This window comes from Polaromonas sp. JS666 (genome assembly GCF_000013865.1).
Classification (GTDB): domain Bacteria; phylum Pseudomonadota; class Gammaproteobacteria; order Burkholderiales; family Burkholderiaceae_C; genus Polaromonas.
Map to the genome: position 1 here is coordinate 500,944 of NC_007948.1, position 15,207 is coordinate 516,150.

Genomic DNA, 15,207 nt, shown 5'->3' on the forward strand with positions numbered 1-15,207 from the left:
CCGAGGCCCGGTTGCTGCTCGATGCAGCAAGCTGCTGTTGGCGTGGCCCGGACAGGCTCCCCCGGGTGTGGGGCACCCCGAGGCCCGGTTGCTGCTCGATGCAGCAAGCTGCTGTTGGCGTGGCCCGGACAGGCTCAAGACACACTGAAAACGGGGTTTTATGACAACGGGTTATGACGACGGACGATGCAGCCCATGACGACTGAATCCTTGCCGGCACCGGCACCAACGCGGCGCCATGACCTGATCGCCCGGCTGGCTCAGCCCTGTCAGTATGACCTCGCCATCATCGGCGGCGGCGCCACCGGCCTGGGCGTGGCGCTTGATGCCGCGGCGCGCGGGTTTTCTGTCGTGCTGGTCGAATCGCACGACTTTGCCAAAGGCACCTCGTCGCGGGCTACCAAGCTGGTGCATGGTGGTGTGCGCTATCTGGCGCAAGGCAATATTTCATTGGTGCGCGAGGCCTTGCACGAGCGCACCACGCTGCTGGCCAATGCGCCGCACCTGGCGCAGCCCCTGGCTTTTGTCATGCCTTCTTATAAGTTCTGGGAGGCGCCTTTTTATGGTGTGGGCCTGAAGATGTACGACGCCCTGGCCGGCAAGGCCGGGCTGGGTCCCACCGAGTTCCTGAGCCGGACCGAAACCCTGGACTGCCTGCCGACGGCGCAGCCGCAGGGCCTCAAGGGCGGCGTCAAGTACTGGGACGGCCAGTTTGACGATGCGCGCCTGGCCCTGGCGCTGGCCCGCACCGCCGCCCGCCAGGGCGCGTTGCTGGTCAACTACTGTGCCGCCACGGGCTTGATTCATGAAAACGGCAAACTGGTGGGCCTTCACGCGCAGGACCAGGAAACAGGCCGCCTCTTTGAGATCAAGGCCAAATGTGTGGTGAATGCGGCGGGTGTCTGGGTAGACCAGCTGCGCCTTCAGGACGGGCAGGCCATAGGTCGCGAAACCCAGCCCATGGTCGCCCCCAGCCAGGGCGTGCATATTGTGGTGGACCGGTCGTTTTTGCCCACCGACCACGCCATGCTGATTCCTAAAACGGCTGACGGCCGGGTGTTGTTTGCCGTGCCCTGGCTGGGTAAAACCATTCTGGGGACCACCGATACGCCGCGTCATGATCTGGCCCGCGAGCCGCTGCCGTTCAAGGAAGAGGTTGATTTCATCCTGCGCGAATCGGCGCGCTACCTGAGCCGCGCGCCTGGCCCGACCGACATCAAAAGCATCTGGGTCGGCCTGCGCCCCCTGGTCAAGCCGTCTGATGACCATGCGGAGAGAACCCAGGCCCTGTCGCGTGAGCATACGGTGCTGGTCAGCAACAGCGGCCTGGTCACGGTGACAGGGGGGAAGTGGACCACTTACCGGGCCATGGCGGAGGATGTGATGGAGACATGCTTCGCCGCGGGCTTGCTCCCGAGGCGTGCAGGTACCGCGACCGCCCACCTCAAGTTAGTGGGTGCTCAGGACCTGGGCCGTAAAATCAGTGACGCACCGGGTGTTCACCTATACGGGAGTGAGGCCGCGGTTGTGCAGGGCCTGCCGGGCGCCGCCCATGAACTCGGGGGGGGGCTGACGGAGGCCATGGTGCGGTTTGCGGCCCGCTACGAGTACGCGCGTTGCGTGGAAGACGTGCTGGCTCGCCGCTCCCGCCTGTTGTTCCTGGACGCGGCCCTGGCCCGGTCGCTGGCGTCAGAAGTGGCCGTATTGCTTCAGCAGGAAAACGGGGTGGACCCGCAACTGGAGGCATTTTTGGCGCTTTGCGGCCAGTACCTCAGCTTGCCCGACTGAAGCCGGCAGACCTGCGCCATCCGGCCGGCCCCATCATCACAGCAGCACCCAAAAATGGCTGATTGCTACTGTTTTGATAGCAATGTACCTCGGTGGCTAATGGATAAAGACGCGATTTTCTGTGAATTTTTTCACGGGCTTCGTGCCGCTTCCGGTGCTGCGGGCGCTTTCTGAATAGGCTGCCCGGAGGGCCCGCCGACCCTGGCATGGCGTCGCTTCAAGGATTTGTGGGGTAATTTTCACGTGAGGCAGTTGACAGCGCCTGGCAATTTGGCCATAATCGTGGGCTTCGCTATGAAAAAGGCGAAGAATTCTGCCCAGCGGAAGCATTGCAAGTGGTTTGTGATGTGGACGACGGGCCCAAGACTGACTGGGTTGTGGCTTGCAAGATCCGAGGATCGTGCAATGCGGCTTTCTGGTGCAAGTTGGGACTAAATTTAAATGATTCAAACGCAATCCAAACTCGATGTTGCTGACAACACGGGTGCCAAATCCGTGATGTGCATCAAGGTGCTGGGCGGATCCAAGCGCCGGTACGCCAGCGTTGGTGACGTCATCAAGGTGAGCATCAAAGAAGCCGCTCCGCGTGGCCGCGTCAAAAAAGGCGAGGTTTACAGCGCTGTGGTCGTTCGCACCGCCAAGGGCATCCGCCGCGGCGATGGCTCGCTCGTCAAATTCGATGGCAACGCGGCAGTGTTGCTTAACGCCAAGCTGGAGCCTATCGGCACCCGCATCTTCGGACCAGTGACGCGCGAGCTGCGCACTGAGAAGTTCATGAAGATCGTGTCCCTGGCTCCTGAAGTTCTGTAAGGACGCCCCATGAACAAGATTCGCAAAGGCGACGAAGTCATCGTGATCGCAGGTCGCGATAAAGGCAAGCGCGGCACGGTTTCGCTGCGCAAGGACGACAGCCATGTGCTGGTGGACGGGATCAACCTGGTGAAAAAACACACCAAGCCCAATCCTCTCAAGGGCACCACCGGTGGCATTGTCGAGAAAAGCATGCCGATTCACCAGTCCAATGTGGCCATTTTCAATGCTGCAACGGGCAAGGCGGATCGGGTTGGTATCAAGTTGTTGGCAGACGGCAAGAAAGTGCGCGTCTTCAAGTCCAGCGGCGACGAAATTAAGGCTGCATAAACATGGCACGCTTGCAAGATCAATACCGCGAAAAAATCGCGCCCAGCCTGATTGAAAAATTTGGCTACACCTCGCCCATGCAGGTTCCGCGCATCACCAAGATCACGCTCAACATGGGTGTGAGCGAGGCTGTTGCCGACAAGAAGGTCATGGACAACGCGGTGAGCGACATGACCAAGATTGCCGGCCAGAAGCCCGTCGTCACGAAGGCCAAGAAGGCTATCGCCGGTTTCAAGATCCGCGAAGACCTGCCCATTGGCTGCATGGTGACGCTGCGCGGCGTGCAGATGTATGAGTTCCTCGATCGTTTCGTGACCGTGGCCCTGCCGCGCGTCCGTGACTTCCGCGGTATTTCCGGTCGGGCCTTTGATGGCCGCGGAAACTACAACATCGGCGTGAAAGAGCAGATCATTTTCCCTGAGATTGAGTACGACAAGGTCGACGCCCTGCGCGGTCTCAATATCAGCATCACCACAACGGCCAAGACCGATGAAGAGTGCAAGGCGCTCCTCACCGCCTTCCGTTTTCCGTTCAAGAACTGAGGCGGGACATGGCAAAACAAGCTTTACTGCAACGTGAACTGAAGCGCGAGAAACTCGCGGCCAAGTTCGCCAAAAAATACGCTGAACTCAAGGCGACGTCCAACGACGCCAAGCGCTCCGATGAAGAGCGCGCGCTGGCCCGTCTTGAGCTGCAAAAGTTGCCCCGCAACGCCAATCCGACTCGCCAGCGCAACCGCTGCGCGATCACGGGTCGCCCACGCGGTACGTTCCGTCAATTCGGTCTGGCTCGCGCCAAGATTCGCGAGTTGGCTTTTGCTGGTGATATCCCTGGTATCACCAAGGCAAGCTGGTAAGCAATAGGAGAACCGCAAATGAGTATGAGTGATCCTATCGCCGACATGCTGACGCGCATCCGGAATGCACAGATGGTTGAAAAAGCCGTTGTGCTGGTGCCGTCGTCAAAAGTCAAGGTTGCCATCGCGCAGGTATTGAAGGATGAGGGCTATATCGATGGCTTCTCCGTCAAGACCGACGACGGCAAGTCCCAACTGGAAATCGCCCTGAAGTATTACGCAGGCCGCCCCGTGATTGAGCGCATTGAGCGTGTCAGCCGCCCGGGCCTGCGTGTCTACAAAGGTCATGGCGCCATCCCCCAGGTCATGAATGGCCTCGGTGTGGCAATTGTCACGACGCCCCAGGGTGTCATGACGGATCGCAAGGCGCGCGCTACCGGCATCGGTGGTGAAGTGCTGTGCTACGTGGCCTAACGGCGGCATTGAGGAGAAACTGAAATGTCTCGTGTAGGAAAAATGCCGGTTACCCTGCCCCAGGGCGTGGACGTGGCAATCAAAGACGACCAGATTAATGTCAAGGGCGCCCTCGGTGCCCTGGCGCTGACGCAAAACGCGCTTGTCACCATCAAGAATGATGCCGGCAAGCTGACTTTTGCGCCTGCCAACGACTCGCGTGAAGCCAATGCCATGAGCGGGACGATGCGCCAGCTCGTGAACAACATGGTGACGGGCGTGACCAAGGGCTTTGAGAAAAAGCTCAGCCTGATCGGTGTGGGTTACAAGGCCCAGGCGCAAGGCGCCAAGCTGAACCTGACCGTGGGTTACTCGCATCCTGTGATCATGGACATGCCTGCTGGCATCACTGTCGCAACCCCAACCCCCACCGAGGTGGTGATCAAGGGTTCTGACCGTCAGCGTGTAGGCCAGATTGCCGCGGAAGTGCGTGCAGTTCGTCCTCCCGAGCCTTACAAGGGCAAGGGCATCCGTTATGCGGATGAGAAGATCACGATCAAAGAAACCAAGAAGAAATAAGGAGCTGCATCATGTTGACCAAAAAAGAGCAGCGCCTTCGTCGTTCACGTCAGACCCGGATCCGCATCGCCACGCAAGGTGTTGCCCGTCTGACCGTGAATCGCACCAATCTGCATATTTACGCCAGTGTCATTTCTGGCGACGGCACCAAGGTTTTGGCCGCTGCATCCACCGCAGAGGTGGAAGTGCGCAAGGAAATCGGCGCTTCGGGTAAGGGTGGAAACGTTGCTGCTGCGCAGGCCATTGGCAAGCGTATTGCCGAAAAGGCAAAAGCAGCAGGTGTGGAAAAAGTGGCGTTTGATCGCGCCGGTTTTGCGTACCACGGCCGCGTCAAAGCGCTGGCTGATGCGGCTCGCGAAGCTGGTTTGCAGTTCTAAGCAGACTGGAATTAAGTATGGCTAAGTTTCAAGCAAAATCGCAAAACGACGCTCCAGACGATGGTCTGAAGGAAAAGATGATCGCGGTCAACCGCGTCACCAAAGTGGTGAAGGGCGGCCGTATTCTCGGTTTCGCCGCACTCACTGTGGTTGGTGACGGTGACGGCCGCGTTGGCATGGGCAAGGGCAAGTCAAAAGAGGTGCCTGCAGCTGTACAAAAGGCCATGGAAGAAGCGCGCCGCAACATGACCAAGGTCTCGTTGAAAAACGGCACCATCCACCACAATGTATTCGGTCACTGGGGTGCCGCCAACGTCATGATGGCGCCGGCTCCCAAGGGTACCGGCATCATTGCCGGCGGCCCGATGCGCGCTGTTTTTGAAGTGATGGGCATCACCGACATCGTGGCCAAGAGCCATGGTTCGAGCAACCCTTACAACATGGTGCGCGCCACGATGGATGCACTGAACAATTCCACCACAGCCTCTGAAATAGCGGCCAAGCGTGGTAAATCGGTCGAAGAAATCTTCGGCTAAGGCAGCATTGAAATGACCAAAGAAGCCAAAGTAAAAGTCCAGCTGGTTCGCAGCCCGATTGGCACCAAGGAATCACACCGCGCAACTGTGCGCGGCTTGGGCCTGCGCGGTGTCAACAGCGTCAGCGAATTGCAGGACACGCCCGCGGTGCGCGGCATGATCAACAAGATCAGTTATCTGGTCAAGGTTATCTGAGCGGAGACTCAACATGGAATTGAACGGAATCAAGCCTAGCCTGGGCGCAAAACATGCCAAACGACGTGTCGGTCGCGGCATCGGTTCGGGCTTGGGTAAAACGGCTGGACGTGGTCATAAAGGCCAGAAGTCACGCGCTGGCGGGTATCACAAAGTGGGCTTCGAGGGCGGTCAAATGCCCATGCAGCGCCGTTTGCCCAAGCGCGGCTTCAAGTCGCATCTGCTCAAGTTCAACGCCGAGGTCACCCTGAGCGCGCTGGAGCAGCTCGGCCTGGCCGAAGTGGATCTGCTGGCGCTGAAGACCGCCGGCCTGGTGGGCCAGCTCGCCAAGAACGTCAAGGTCATCAAGTCGGGTGAACTGTCCAAGGCTGTCAAGCTGAACGGCATTTCTGCCACGGCGGGTGCCAAGGCCATTATTGAAGCCGCCGGCGGCTCCGTCGCTTAAATACCTGACTGGATAAATCAGTGGCAACCAGCTCGGCTCAAATTGCGAAAACCGGCAAGTACGGTGATTTGCGCAACAGGCTTGTGTTTTTGCTGCTGGCCCTGGTGGTGTACCGCATTGGCGCGCACATCCCGGTGCCGGGCATTGACCCTGGCCAGCTGAAAGAGCTGTTCAAGGGCCAGCAAGGCGGCATATTGAACCTGTTCAATATGTTCTCCGGTGGCGCCCTGTCGCGATTCACGGTGTTTGCCCTGGGCATCATGCCGTACATCTCGGCCTCCATCATCATGCAGCTGCTCACCTATGTTGTTCCAACATTCGAGCAGATGAAGAAGGAAGGTGAAAGCGGTCGTCGCAAGATCACGCAATACACGCGTTATGGAACTCTGGCGTTGGCGCTGTTCCAGTCGATGGGTATCGCGGTAGCGCTGGAGAGCTCGCCTGGCCTGGTTCTGGTGCCTGGTTTTGGTTTCCGGATGACGGCGGTGTTCAGTCTGACCGCAGGTACGATGTTCCTGATGTGGCTGGGTGAGCAGATTACCGAGCGCGGTTTGGGCAACGGTATTTCGATTTTGATTTTTGCTGGTATTGCGGCCGGATTGCCAGGTGCCATGGGTGGCCTGCTGGAGCTGGTGCGTACCGGGGCCATGAGCGTCCTGGTGGCGATCGTGATCGTTGCTGTGGTCGTGCTGGTGACGTATTTTGTGGTGTTTGTCGAGCGGGGGCAGCGCAAGATTCTGGTGAATTACGCGCGCCGCCAGGTGGGCAACAAGGTGTACGGTGGACAGTCTTCGCACTTGCCGCTGAAGCTGAACATGGCAGGCGTGATTCCTCCGATCTTCGCCTCCTCCATCATCTTGTTGCCGGCCACCGTGGTTGGATGGTTTAGTTCGGGTGAGAGCATGCGCTGGCTGAAAGACATCGCCGGCACGCTGACCCCGGGCCAGCCCATTTACGTGATGCTGTATGCCAGCGCGATTGTGTTCTTCTGCTTTTTCTACACGGCCCTGGTGTTTAACAGCCGTGAAACTGCGGATAACCTGAAGAAGAGCGGGGCGTTCATTCCAGGCATCCGTCCGGGTGACCAGACGGCGCGGTACATCGACAAGATTCTGGTTCGCCTGACGCTGGCCGGTGCGGTGTACATCACGTTTGTGTGCCTGCTGCCAGAGTTCTTGATTTTGAAATACAACGTGCCGTTTTATTTTGGCGGCACGTCGTTAATGATCATTGTGGTGGTCACCATGGATTTCATGGCCCAGGTACAGAATTACATGATGTCGCAACAGTATGAGTCGTTGCTGAAAAAGGCGAATTTCAAGACGTCACTGGGCGGTTAACTGGGTATTTGATGGGATATGTCTAAAGACGATGTGATTCAGATGCAGGGGGAGGTCGTTGAAAACCTTCCCAATGCAACTTTCAGGGTGAAGCTGGAAAATGGACATGTTGTACTTGGACACATCTCGGGGAAAATGCGCATGCACTACATCCGCATTCTTCCCGGTGACAAGGTGACGGTTGAGTTGACGCCATACGATTTATCGCGAGCACGAATTGTGTTCCGTGCCAAGTAAGCACAGAGTGAAAGTTTAGGAGAAAGAAATGAGAGTTTCAGCTTCGGTCAAGAAAATTTGCCGCAACTGTAAAATCATCCGCCGCAAGGGCGTTGTACGCGTGATCTGCACGGATCCGCGTCACAAGCAGCGCCAAGGCTGATTTTCAAGAGATTTAGAGGACGCACATGGCACGTATCGCTGGTATCAATATTCCGCCGCAGCAGCACGCCGAAATCGGCTTGACTGCAATTTTCGGCATAGGTCGCACACGCGCTCGCAAGATTTGCGAAGCATGTGATATCGCCTATTCGAAAAAAATCAAAGATCTGACTGACGGCGATCTGGAAAAAATCCGTGACCAGATTGCTCTGTTCACCATCGAGGGCGATTTGCGTCGTGAAACCACGATGAACATCAAGCGCCTGATGGACATCGGTTGCTACCGTGGTTTCCGCCATCGTCGCGGCCTGCCCATGCGTGGCCAGCGCACCCGGACCAATGCCCGTACCCGCAAGGGTCCGCGCAAGGCCGCTGCTGCTTTGAAGAAATAATTGAGAGGTCGTCATGGCAAAATCACCAAGCAATAACGCCGCACAGCGCGTTCGCAAGAAAGTACGCAAGAACGTGGCGGATGGCATTGCCCACGTCCACGCTTCTTTCAACAACACGATCATCACCATCACGGATCGCCAGGGCAATGCCTTGTCCTGGGCTTCTTCCGGTGGTCAGGGTTTCAAAGGTTCGCGCAAGTCGACGCCTTTTGCAGCGCAGGTTGCATCCGAGGTGGCTGGCCGCGCTGCCATTGAGCAGGGCATCAAGAATCTTGACGTTGAAATCAAGGGCCCTGGTCCCGGACGCGAATCTTCCGTCCGTGCATTGGGCGCGCTGGGCATCCGGATCAATTCGATTGCCGACGTTACCCCGGTTCCCCACAACGGCTGCCGCCCACAAAAGCGCCGCCGCATTTAATAGCCTTGCCTGCTCTGGTTGATTGCCTTGCAGTCAGCCAGGTCAGGCATTTTTTATCAAGCCCACCGCCGTTAGGTTCACACCGAAGGCTCCTGCAGCAATGCAGCAGATGACACAAGGACACTCAAGTGGCACGCTATCTCGGCCCCAAGGCCAAACTATCCCGCCGTGAAGGCACCGACCTTTTCCTGAAGAGCGCACGTCGCGCCATCAGCGACAAGGCCAAATTTGATTCGAAGCCTGGCCAGCACGGTCGTACTTCGGGTACCCGTACTTCCGACTTCGGCCTGCAGCTGCGCGAAAAGCAGAAGGTCAAGCGCATGTACGGCGTGCTGGAGAAGCAGTTCCGCCGCTATTTCGAGGAAGCCGATCGCCGCAAGGGCAACACCGGCGCCAATCTGCTGTTCATCCTCGAATCGCGCCTGGACAACGTCGTGTACCGCATGGGCTTCGGCTCGACACGCGCCGAAGCGCGCCAGCTGGTTTCACACAAAGCCATCACGGTGAACGGCAATTCGGTCAATATTCCTTCTTACATGGTCAAGACCGGTGATGTGATCGCCGTACGTGACAAGTCCAAGAAGCAGACTCGCGTCACCGAGGCGCTTGAGCTGGCAAAACAGGTCGGACTGCCTGCCTGGGTCGATGTGAACGCCGACAAGGGCGAAGGCGTCTTCAAGAAGGTGCCCGATCGCGACGAATTTGCAGCCGACGTCAACGAATCGTTGATCGTCGAGTTGTACTCGCGCTAATTTTTCGTTCCTGCGATACGGGGCACCGTATCGCCAGGGTGTGCTTCGCCGGCCTTATCGGTGTAACGAACCGAGGGTATTGAGAGGAAGACTGCATGCAGACCAATTTGTTGAAACCTAAAACCATCAATGTGGAGCAGCTTGGCGCGAATCGCGCCAAGGTGACTCTGGAGCCATTCGAGCGTGGCTACGGCCACACGCTGGGCAATGCCCTGCGCCGTGTGTTGTTGTCCTCCATGGTTGGCCATGCCGCCACTGAAGTGACCATTGCCGGCGTTCTGCATGAGTACTCGTCCATCGACGGCGTGCAGGAAGATGTCGTCAATATCCTGTTGAACCTCAAAGGTGTGGTGTTCAAGCTCCACAACCGCGACGAAGTGACCCTCAGCCTGCGCAAAGACGGCGAAGGTCCTGTGACCGCGGCCGATATCCAGACGCCGCACGATGTGGAAATCATCAACCCTGAACACGTGATCGTGAATCTGTCGCACGGCGGCAAGATCGACATGCAGATCAAGGTTGAGAATGGCCGTGGCTATGTGCCGGGCACCATGCGTCGCTATGGCGATGAGTCGCCAAAATCCATCGGCCGCATTGTGCTGGACGCTTCGTTTTCCCCGGTCAAGCGCGTGAGCTACACCGTCGAAAGCGCCCGCGTTGAGCAGCGCACGGACCTGGACAAGCTGGTCCTCGAAATTGAAACCAATGGTGCAGTGACCGCTGAGGATGCTGTCCGCGCATCGGCGAAGATTCTCGTTGAGCAGCTGGCTGTGTTCGCTCAGCTGGAAGGCAATGAACTGGCGGCATTTGATGCACCGGTGCAGCGCAGCTCGCAGCAGTTTGATCCCATCCTGTTGCGCCCTGTCGACGAGCTTGAGCTCACGGTGCGTTCGGCAAACTGCCTGAAAGCAGAAAACATTTACTACATTGGCGATCTGATTCAGCGCACTGAAAATGAGCTGCTCAAGACTCCCAATCTCGGACGGAAATCTCTTAACGAGATCAAGGAAGTGCTGGCTTCCCGCGGCTTGACTCTGGGCATGCGCCTTGAGAGCTGGCCACCTGCAGGCCTGGACAAACGTTAATTTGTAAAACTGACCATCTTCGAAGAGATGGCGCACGGGCAGTACCTGATACGGCTGCCTGATTATTAAAAAGGAAATCACCATGCGACACGGACACGGACTACGTAAACTGAACCGCACCAGCGAGCACCGCCTCGCCATGCTGCGCAACATGATGAACTCGCTGCTTCAGCACGAAGTCATCAAGACCACCCTGCCAAAGGCCAAGGAATTGCGCCGTGTGGTGGAACCGATGATCACGCTGGCCAAAGAGCCAACGGTGGCCAACAAACGTCTGGCCTTCGATCGCCTGCGCGACCGCGACATGGTGGTCAAGCTGTTTGCAGAATTGGGTCCGCGCTACAAGGCCCGTCCTGGTGGCTACACCCGTATTCTGAAGATGGGCTTTCGCGTTGGCGACAATGCACCCATGGCTTTGGTCGAGTTGGTGGATCGTCCTGAAATAGAAGACACTACCGCTGACGCGGCGAAGGCAGAGTAAGGTATAATAGAGACATATCGCGCGGTGGAGCAGCCTGGTAGCTCGTTGGGCTCATAACCCAAAGGTCGTAAGTTCAAATCTTGCCCGCGCAACCAACATCCAAGCCGTCAAGGCTGGTAGCAAACGCCCACTTCATGTGGGCGTTTTGCTTTGTGCCCACTCTGTGCCCATATCGTGCCCAGCCTGTGCCACAAAATTTCTCAAAATTCAGCAGTGACCATTGGCTATTTCTGTAGGTAGCCGTGTCACTGACCGACTGATGAGCGTTTCTGGTCGTAGGGGGCGGTTCGGTTCAAGTTCCGACAGACCTTATTTCAAAGGCGTCTTTTTGCGGTGTCTGCGGTGGTGGTCTCGACAGGGGCCATGTTTTCGATGACTTTGGCTACTTATGTAGAGTCCGACAGACTTTGTTCCCACGTTTCAACGTCAAAGGAATGTATTTGCCCAGGAATTTCAGCAGCTCAAGACTCGTTCGCTTGCTCAGTGATTTGGCCTCCGTGGATGTTGAGGCGTCGAGGCAGGACTTTGCGGAACGATTGGGCCTGTGGTTGGACGTTTTCGATGGCATCACGCTCCATGCGGCGCACCAGTCGATCAAGACGGTTGACGAAGAGAAACCATCGGATCGGCTGCTGGCCAGAACCTTCGCTCTGGAAGAAGAATTTCATCGGGTGCGAACAGCCCTGGTGAAGGCCATCACGGCAAGCAGTGCATCCCCTGCCAGCGGAACGGAAACGGACGCTGGGTATGCACCGTATCACCAGCGTTATCTCGACCAACAACGCCACATGGCATTGAGGATTGATGCATTGCGTGCCCATGTCCGGCAAGCCATCGCGAAGGTATCTCCCCAACTCGGGCAGCTGGCAACCTTCGATGCTGTGATGGAGCAGATGTTCGGTGGTCGGGAGCAAAAACTGCTGTCAACGGTGCCTGTGCTGCTTGAGCGACGTTTCGGGCACTTGCGTAAAACCCGTCAGCTCGGGCTCGACGCTGCGCAGCAGCAGGACGCCCTGGCTTCGTGGCGACAACCGGGCGGGTGGCTGGACGTCTTCGGCAAGGAGGTGCAGGAGGTCTTGCTGGCGGAACTGGAGGTCCGGCTGCAGCCGGTCGTGGGATTGATTGAAGCATTCAGCAACGAGGTTAAGACGTACCAATGAACAGGATTTTTTTTGCAGTCGCCTTCGCCATCGGTCTGATGACCGTGACCTGGGTGGGGTTGGGGTTTGTCGGTTCGAGCTGGATGGCCCTGGTCATGACGGCGGTGATTGCCGGGGTTTATTTGCTGGGCGCGTTCGAACTCAGACAGTTTCGCGCTGCCACAGCCTCGCTGGCGGCGGCGCTTGCCGACATTCCTCAGCCGCTGCCGGACATCGGCGTCTGGCTAGTCGGCGTACCCCCTTCCCTGCAAAATTCCGTGCGTTTGCGGATCGAGGGCGAACGGGTCGCCTTGCCGGGCCCTGCGTTGACACCGTACCTGGTGGGGCTGCTGGTGATGCTGGGGATGCTCGGTACCTTCCTGGGCATGGTCGTGACCTTCAAGGGGGCCGTGTTCGCTCTGGAGGGCTCGACGGATCTTCACGCCATCCGGTCGGCGCTAGCCGCACCGATCAAGGGCCTGGGGCTTGCATTTGGCACCTCGGTGGCCGGGGTGGCCGCGTCGGCCATGCTGGGCCTGCTGTCGGCCATCAGCCGCCGCGAGAGGGTAGACGTCGCGCGGCAGCTGGACTCCCGTATTGCGACCGTCTTTCGGCCGTTTTCGCTCGCCCATCAGCGTCAGGAAACCTTCAAGGCGCTGCAGGTGCAGGCGCACGCCTTGCCCGACGTGGTCGACAAGCTGCAGACCATGATGGAGGGAATGGAACGCCGGAGCCAGCAGTTGAACGAGCAGCTGCTGGGCAGTCAGGCGCAGTTCCACCGTGAGGTGAGCGTCGCCTACACCGGTCTGGCCGACACCGTCGGGCAGTCCCTGAAAGACAGCCTGACGGCCAGCGCAAGGGTGGCGGGCGAGAGCATCAAGCCCGTGGTCGAGGCGGCGATGACGGAAATTGCGCAGGAATCGAAGCGCCTGCACGAGCGCGTGAGCGACGCAGCGCAGACGCAGTTGACGGGCCTCTCGGCCCAGTTCAGCGCCACCGCCCGAGCCGTGTCCGAAACCTGGACGACGGCTCTCCAGAACCATGCGCGGACCAGCGAAAGCCAGGTCAATGGCCTGGACCGGGCACTGGCGGCCTTCACGGACACCTTCGAGCAGCGCTCAGGCGTGTTGCTGGCCACGGTCAACGAGGCCGTGTCCAGGTCGCAATCGGACCAGGCCTCGTCGGATCGGCAGAGGCTGCAGGCCTGGACGCAGGCGCTGGAGTCCATGGCGGCCACGCTGCACGGCGAATGGCAGCGTGTCGGGGCGCAGTCGCTCGCCCAGCAGCAAGCAGTCTGCCTGACGCTGGAGAAAACCGCCGGTGAGATTACCGAACGCGCCAGCCATCAGGCGAGCCGGACCCTGGACGACATTGCACGACTGTCGACCCACTCGGAGGAGCTGATTCGTTCGCGCATCGACTCCGAGGCCGACTGGATGCAGCAGCACGGCGACCGCATGGACCAGCTGGCCAGTGTGTGGCGCACGGAACTCGATGCGCTCAGGGAAGAAGAGGCAACGCGCGGCAACGCCGCCGTCGAGCGGCTGGGCGAACTGCAGGCGGCACTGGCCAGTCATCTGGCCACGCTGGGCGCCGCGCTGGAAACACCCATGACCCGGCTTATGCAAACGGCCTCTGAAGTGCCCCAGGCCGCTGCGGAAGTGATTGCGCAATTGCGGCAGGAAATGACCCGGCTCACCGAGCGAGACAACCTCGCGCTCGAAGAGCGCACCGGCCTGGTGGAACAAATCAGGGCGCTGCTCCAGACCATCCACCAGGCCTCGGGTGAACAGCGTGCGGCGATCGAGTCGCTGGTGGGTTCGGCGGCAGCTGTGCTGGACAAGGCCGGCAGCCAGTTTGCTGAAACGCTGGGGGCACAGGCCGGCAAGGCGGAGGACATGGCGGCGCACCTCACCGGCAGCGCGGTCGAGCTGGCTAGCCTGGGCGAATCCTTCAATCATGGCGTCCAGCTTTTCAACGCGACCAACGAGAAGCTGATTGAAAGCCTGCAGCGCATGGAGGGCACCATGAACCAGTCCATGGCGCGGAGTGACGAACAACTTGCCTACTACGTGGCGCAGGCGCGCGAGGTCATCGACCTCAGCATCACGTCGCAGCAGGGCATTGTCGAAGACCTGCGCCAGCTCCACAGCAAGCAAGCCTCGCAGTCCGAGGGAGTCGCGGGATGATCGACCTTGACGAAAGGGGCGACGGCATGGAGCAGACCGCGCCGGTCTGGGCCGTTTTCGGGGACCTGATGTCGGGCTTGCTGGGCGCTTTCGTGCTGATCCTGGTCGGGGTGCTGGTGGTCCAGATGGACCTGATGGCCAACCTGGAGGCGGAGGTGCAAAAGCGCCGGGTGGAGGAGCAGCGCCGCATCGCCCTGGAAAAGGCCCTGGCCATTCCGCTGGCAACGGGCCGGGTCACGCTGAACAACGGACGCATTGGCATCAGTGGCAGCGTATTGTTCCCCCTGAACTCGGACCAGTTGCGTCCCGACGGCCGGCTGCTGTTGAAGAGTCTCGTGCCCCCGTTGCAGGTGTACCTGGGTGAGCGCGATGAACTGTTGATGGTGAGCGGTTTTACCGACGACAAGCCCATCCAGGAGGGCAACCAGCGCTTTGCGGACAACCTGGCGCTGTCGGCCCAGCGTGCCCTGACGGTGACCCGTGCCCTGATCGAAGAAGGCATGCCGTCGTCCCGGGCCTTTGCCGCGGCCTTTGGCGCAGAGCAGCCGGTGGCCTCCAACACGGATGAAAAGGGACGCGCGCTGAACCGGCGCGTGGAAATGGCGCCGGTGCCCAAGTCCGCCAATGTGAAACCCTCCACCCCTTCCGCCCATGAGTGAGTCGGGTCGCGCCGAAATGCCGCATTCGCAGCGGGATGGAGAAAAGTCGCTGCTGTCGTGGCATG

22 protein-coding genes and 1 tRNA gene are annotated in these 15,207 nt (G+C 59.1%); all 23 read left to right on the forward strand.

The window, feature by feature from the left end; genetic code table 11:
* The first annotated feature begins 195 nt into the window (after positions 1 to 195).
* The 23 genes from BPRO_RS02395 to BPRO_RS02500 all read left to right on the forward strand — a co-directional run bounded on the left by BPRO_RS02395 (position 196) and on the right by BPRO_RS02500 (position 15,142).
* Positions 196 to 1,788: a glycerol-3-phosphate dehydrogenase/oxidase gene (locus tag BPRO_RS02395; RefSeq protein ID WP_041389151.1), complete on the forward strand. Its 1,593-nt coding sequence runs from the start codon at positions 196 to 198 to the stop codon at positions 1,786 to 1,788.
* Between the two features lie 441 nt (positions 1,789 to 2,229).
* Positions 2,230 to 2,598, forward strand: a complete 369-nt coding sequence (gene rplN / locus BPRO_RS02400) for a 50S ribosomal protein L14 (protein WP_007869247.1) — start codon at positions 2,230 to 2,232, stop codon at positions 2,596 to 2,598.
* A gap of 9 nt (positions 2,599 to 2,607) precedes the next feature.
* Positions 2,608 to 2,928 (forward strand): 50S ribosomal protein L24, encoded by a 321-nt coding sequence (gene rplX / locus BPRO_RS02405; protein WP_011481456.1) that lies wholly within the window; start codon positions 2,608 to 2,610, stop codon positions 2,926 to 2,928.
* 2 nt (positions 2,929 to 2,930) lie between these two features.
* Positions 2,931 to 3,470 (forward strand): 50S ribosomal protein L5, encoded by a 540-nt coding sequence (gene rplE, locus BPRO_RS02410; RefSeq protein WP_011481457.1) that lies wholly within the window; start codon positions 2,931 to 2,933, stop codon positions 3,468 to 3,470.
* A gap of 8 nt (positions 3,471 to 3,478) precedes the next feature.
* A complete protein-coding gene (gene rpsN, locus BPRO_RS02415) occupies positions 3,479 to 3,784 on the forward strand; it encodes a 30S ribosomal protein S14 (RefSeq protein ID WP_011481458.1) in 306 nt (101 codons plus the stop codon).
* Positions 3,785 to 3,802: 18 nt separating this feature from the next.
* Entirely contained in the window at positions 3,803 to 4,198 is a 396-nt protein-coding gene (gene rpsH, locus BPRO_RS02420) for a 30S ribosomal protein S8 (RefSeq protein WP_011481459.1), read from the forward strand.
* A gap of 24 nt (positions 4,199 to 4,222) precedes the next feature.
* Positions 4,223 to 4,756 carry a 50S ribosomal protein L6 gene (rplF, locus tag BPRO_RS02425; RefSeq protein WP_011481460.1) on the forward strand — a complete coding sequence of 178 codons (534 nt, stop codon included), beginning with the start codon at positions 4,223 to 4,225 and terminating at the stop codon, positions 4,754 to 4,756.
* 11 nt (positions 4,757 to 4,767) lie between these two features.
* Positions 4,768 to 5,133 (forward strand): 50S ribosomal protein L18, encoded by a 366-nt coding sequence (gene rplR / locus BPRO_RS02430; protein WP_007869273.1) that lies wholly within the window; start codon positions 4,768 to 4,770, stop codon positions 5,131 to 5,133.
* A 17-nt stretch (positions 5,134 to 5,150) separates the two neighbouring features.
* Positions 5,151 to 5,669, forward strand: coding sequence for a 30S ribosomal protein S5 (gene rpsE / locus BPRO_RS02435; RefSeq protein WP_011481461.1), 519 nt, complete (start codon positions 5,151 to 5,153; stop codon positions 5,667 to 5,669).
* Between the two features lie 12 nt (positions 5,670 to 5,681).
* On the forward strand, positions 5,682 to 5,864 hold the full coding sequence (rpmD, locus tag BPRO_RS02440) for a 50S ribosomal protein L30 (RefSeq protein WP_011481462.1): 183 nt from the start codon (positions 5,682 to 5,684) through the stop codon (positions 5,862 to 5,864).
* Positions 5,865 to 5,877: 13 nt separating this feature from the next.
* A complete protein-coding gene (gene rplO / locus BPRO_RS02445; protein ID WP_011481463.1) occupies positions 5,878 to 6,309 on the forward strand; it encodes a 50S ribosomal protein L15 in 432 nt (143 codons plus the stop codon).
* A gap of 20 nt (positions 6,310 to 6,329) precedes the next feature.
* Positions 6,330 to 7,649 (forward strand): preprotein translocase subunit SecY, encoded by a 1,320-nt coding sequence (secY, locus tag BPRO_RS02450; RefSeq protein WP_011481464.1) that lies wholly within the window; start codon positions 6,330 to 6,332, stop codon positions 7,647 to 7,649.
* 18 nt (positions 7,650 to 7,667) lie between these two features.
* Positions 7,668 to 7,886, forward strand: coding sequence for a translation initiation factor IF-1 (infA, locus tag BPRO_RS02455; protein ID WP_007869286.1), 219 nt, complete (start codon positions 7,668 to 7,670; stop codon positions 7,884 to 7,886).
* A gap of 28 nt (positions 7,887 to 7,914) precedes the next feature.
* Complete coding sequence (gene rpmJ, locus BPRO_RS28325; RefSeq protein ID WP_011481465.1) at positions 7,915 to 8,028, forward strand: 50S ribosomal protein L36; 114 nt, start codon at positions 7,915 to 7,917, stop codon at positions 8,026 to 8,028.
* Between the two features lie 25 nt (positions 8,029 to 8,053).
* Positions 8,054 to 8,419 carry a 30S ribosomal protein S13 gene (rpsM, locus tag BPRO_RS02460; RefSeq protein ID WP_011481466.1) on the forward strand — a complete coding sequence of 122 codons (366 nt, stop codon included), beginning with the start codon at positions 8,054 to 8,056 and terminating at the stop codon, positions 8,417 to 8,419.
* A gap of 13 nt (positions 8,420 to 8,432) precedes the next feature.
* Entirely contained in the window at positions 8,433 to 8,837 is a 405-nt protein-coding gene (gene rpsK, locus BPRO_RS02465; RefSeq protein WP_007869288.1) for a 30S ribosomal protein S11, read from the forward strand.
* 128 nt (positions 8,838 to 8,965) lie between these two features.
* The gene (rpsD, locus tag BPRO_RS02470; RefSeq protein ID WP_011481467.1) at positions 8,966 to 9,589 is read left to right on the forward strand and encodes a 30S ribosomal protein S4; all 624 of its coding nucleotides are present in this window, start codon (positions 8,966 to 8,968) and stop codon (positions 9,587 to 9,589) included.
* Between the two features lie 95 nt (positions 9,590 to 9,684).
* Positions 9,685 to 10,674, forward strand: a complete 990-nt coding sequence (gene rpoA / locus BPRO_RS02475; RefSeq protein ID WP_011481468.1) for a DNA-directed RNA polymerase subunit alpha — start codon at positions 9,685 to 9,687, stop codon at positions 10,672 to 10,674.
* 82 nt (positions 10,675 to 10,756) lie between these two features.
* On the forward strand, positions 10,757 to 11,155 hold the full coding sequence (gene rplQ, locus BPRO_RS02480) for a 50S ribosomal protein L17 (protein WP_011481469.1): 399 nt from the start codon (positions 10,757 to 10,759) through the stop codon (positions 11,153 to 11,155).
* A gap of 18 nt (positions 11,156 to 11,173) precedes the next feature.
* Positions 11,174 to 11,250: transfer RNA gene (locus tag BPRO_RS02485), tRNA-Met, on the forward strand.
* Between the two features lie 381 nt (positions 11,251 to 11,631).
* Positions 11,632 to 12,315 (forward strand): DUF3348 domain-containing protein, encoded by a 684-nt coding sequence (locus BPRO_RS02490; protein WP_198140973.1) that lies wholly within the window; start codon positions 11,632 to 11,634, stop codon positions 12,313 to 12,315.
* The gene (locus BPRO_RS02495) at positions 12,312 to 14,483 is read left to right on the forward strand and encodes a DUF802 domain-containing protein (protein ID WP_011481471.1); all 2,172 of its coding nucleotides are present in this window, start codon (positions 12,312 to 12,314) and stop codon (positions 14,481 to 14,483) included. The genes BPRO_RS02490 and BPRO_RS02495 overlap by 4 nt, the downstream gene beginning before the upstream one ends.
* The gene (locus BPRO_RS02500) at positions 14,480 to 15,142 is read left to right on the forward strand and encodes an OmpA family protein (protein WP_011481472.1); all 663 of its coding nucleotides are present in this window, start codon (positions 14,480 to 14,482) and stop codon (positions 15,140 to 15,142) included. The genes BPRO_RS02495 and BPRO_RS02500 overlap by 4 nt, the downstream gene beginning before the upstream one ends.
* The last annotated feature ends 65 nt before the right edge of the window (positions 15,143 to 15,207 follow it).

Excerpts from the sequence above, each read along its gene's own strand:
- rplX (WP_011481456.1), top strand. The coding sequence starts at position 2,608 with ATGAACAAGATTCGCAAAGGCGACGAAGTCATCGTGATCGCAGGTCGC.
- rplR (WP_007869273.1), top strand. The coding sequence starts at position 4,768 with ATGTTGACCAAAAAAGAGCAGCGCCTTCGTCGTTCACGTCAGACCCGG.
- rplQ (WP_011481469.1), top strand. The coding sequence starts at position 10,757 with ATGCGACACGGACACGGACTACGTAAACTGAACCGCACCAGCGAGCAC.
- infA (WP_007869286.1), top strand. The coding sequence starts at position 7,668 with ATGTCTAAAGACGATGTGATTCAGATGCAGGGGGAGGTCGTTGAAAAC.
- rplE (WP_011481457.1), top strand. The coding sequence starts at position 2,931 with ATGGCACGCTTGCAAGATCAATACCGCGAAAAAATCGCGCCCAGCCTG.
- rplO (WP_011481463.1), top strand. The coding sequence starts at position 5,878 with ATGGAATTGAACGGAATCAAGCCTAGCCTGGGCGCAAAACATGCCAAA.
- rpsH (WP_011481459.1), top strand. The coding sequence starts at position 3,803 with ATGAGTATGAGTGATCCTATCGCCGACATGCTGACGCGCATCCGGAAT.
- rpmD (WP_011481462.1), top strand. The coding sequence starts at position 5,682 with ATGACCAAAGAAGCCAAAGTAAAAGTCCAGCTGGTTCGCAGCCCGATT.
- rpsM (WP_011481466.1), top strand. The coding sequence starts at position 8,054 with ATGGCACGTATCGCTGGTATCAATATTCCGCCGCAGCAGCACGCCGAA.
- BPRO_RS02395 (WP_041389151.1), top strand. The coding sequence starts at position 196 with ATGACGACTGAATCCTTGCCGGCACCGGCACCAACGCGGCGCCATGAC.
- rpsN (WP_011481458.1), top strand. The coding sequence starts at position 3,479 with ATGGCAAAACAAGCTTTACTGCAACGTGAACTGAAGCGCGAGAAACTC.
- rpsK (WP_007869288.1), top strand. The coding sequence starts at position 8,433 with ATGGCAAAATCACCAAGCAATAACGCCGCACAGCGCGTTCGCAAGAAA.
- rplF (WP_011481460.1), top strand. The coding sequence starts at position 4,223 with ATGTCTCGTGTAGGAAAAATGCCGGTTACCCTGCCCCAGGGCGTGGAC.
- rpmJ (WP_011481465.1), top strand. The coding sequence starts at position 7,915 with ATGAGAGTTTCAGCTTCGGTCAAGAAAATTTGCCGCAACTGTAAAATC.
- rpoA (WP_011481468.1), top strand. The coding sequence starts at position 9,685 with ATGCAGACCAATTTGTTGAAACCTAAAACCATCAATGTGGAGCAGCTT.
- rpsE (WP_011481461.1), top strand. The coding sequence starts at position 5,151 with ATGGCTAAGTTTCAAGCAAAATCGCAAAACGACGCTCCAGACGATGGT.
- BPRO_RS02500 (WP_011481472.1), top strand. The coding sequence starts at position 14,480 with ATGATCGACCTTGACGAAAGGGGCGACGGCATGGAGCAGACCGCGCCG.
- rplN (WP_007869247.1), top strand. The coding sequence starts at position 2,230 with ATGATTCAAACGCAATCCAAACTCGATGTTGCTGACAACACGGGTGCC.
- BPRO_RS02495 (WP_011481471.1), top strand. The coding sequence starts at position 12,312 with ATGAACAGGATTTTTTTTGCAGTCGCCTTCGCCATCGGTCTGATGACC.